The sequence below is a fragment of the Photobacterium sp. R1 genome, from assembly GCF_054600795.1.
Map to the genome: position 1 here is coordinate 1 of NZ_BAAHZP010000760.1, position 252 is coordinate 252.

Sequence of the window (252 nt, forward strand, 5' to 3'; positions counted from 1 at the left end):
TCCACTTTCTCTTCATCCAGTTTGAAACGTTCATATTCGATATGAAAAAGCCCGCATCTTCATATTCAGCACGATCAGCTGAGGAAACATCTAATGTTGTCTCGCCATACCCGCCACCGACATAGGTCATCTTCACTGTATTATTATGCGGCGCTGCCATTGCCATAACGGGTAAAAGTAAGATTACACCCAGCCCGAAACCTTTCATCTAATTGCTCCCTGTTAAACCACACATAAAAGACTAGTTTCATA

1 protein-coding gene is annotated in these 252 nt (G+C 42.5%); it reads right to left on the bottom strand.

Annotated elements, in window-relative coordinates:
- Positions 1-208: hypothetical protein (locus ACYP03_RS27120; RefSeq protein ID WP_459782821.1), on the bottom strand; the 208-nt coding region annotated here is incomplete at its 3' end.
- Positions 209-252: the final 44 nt, after the last annotated feature.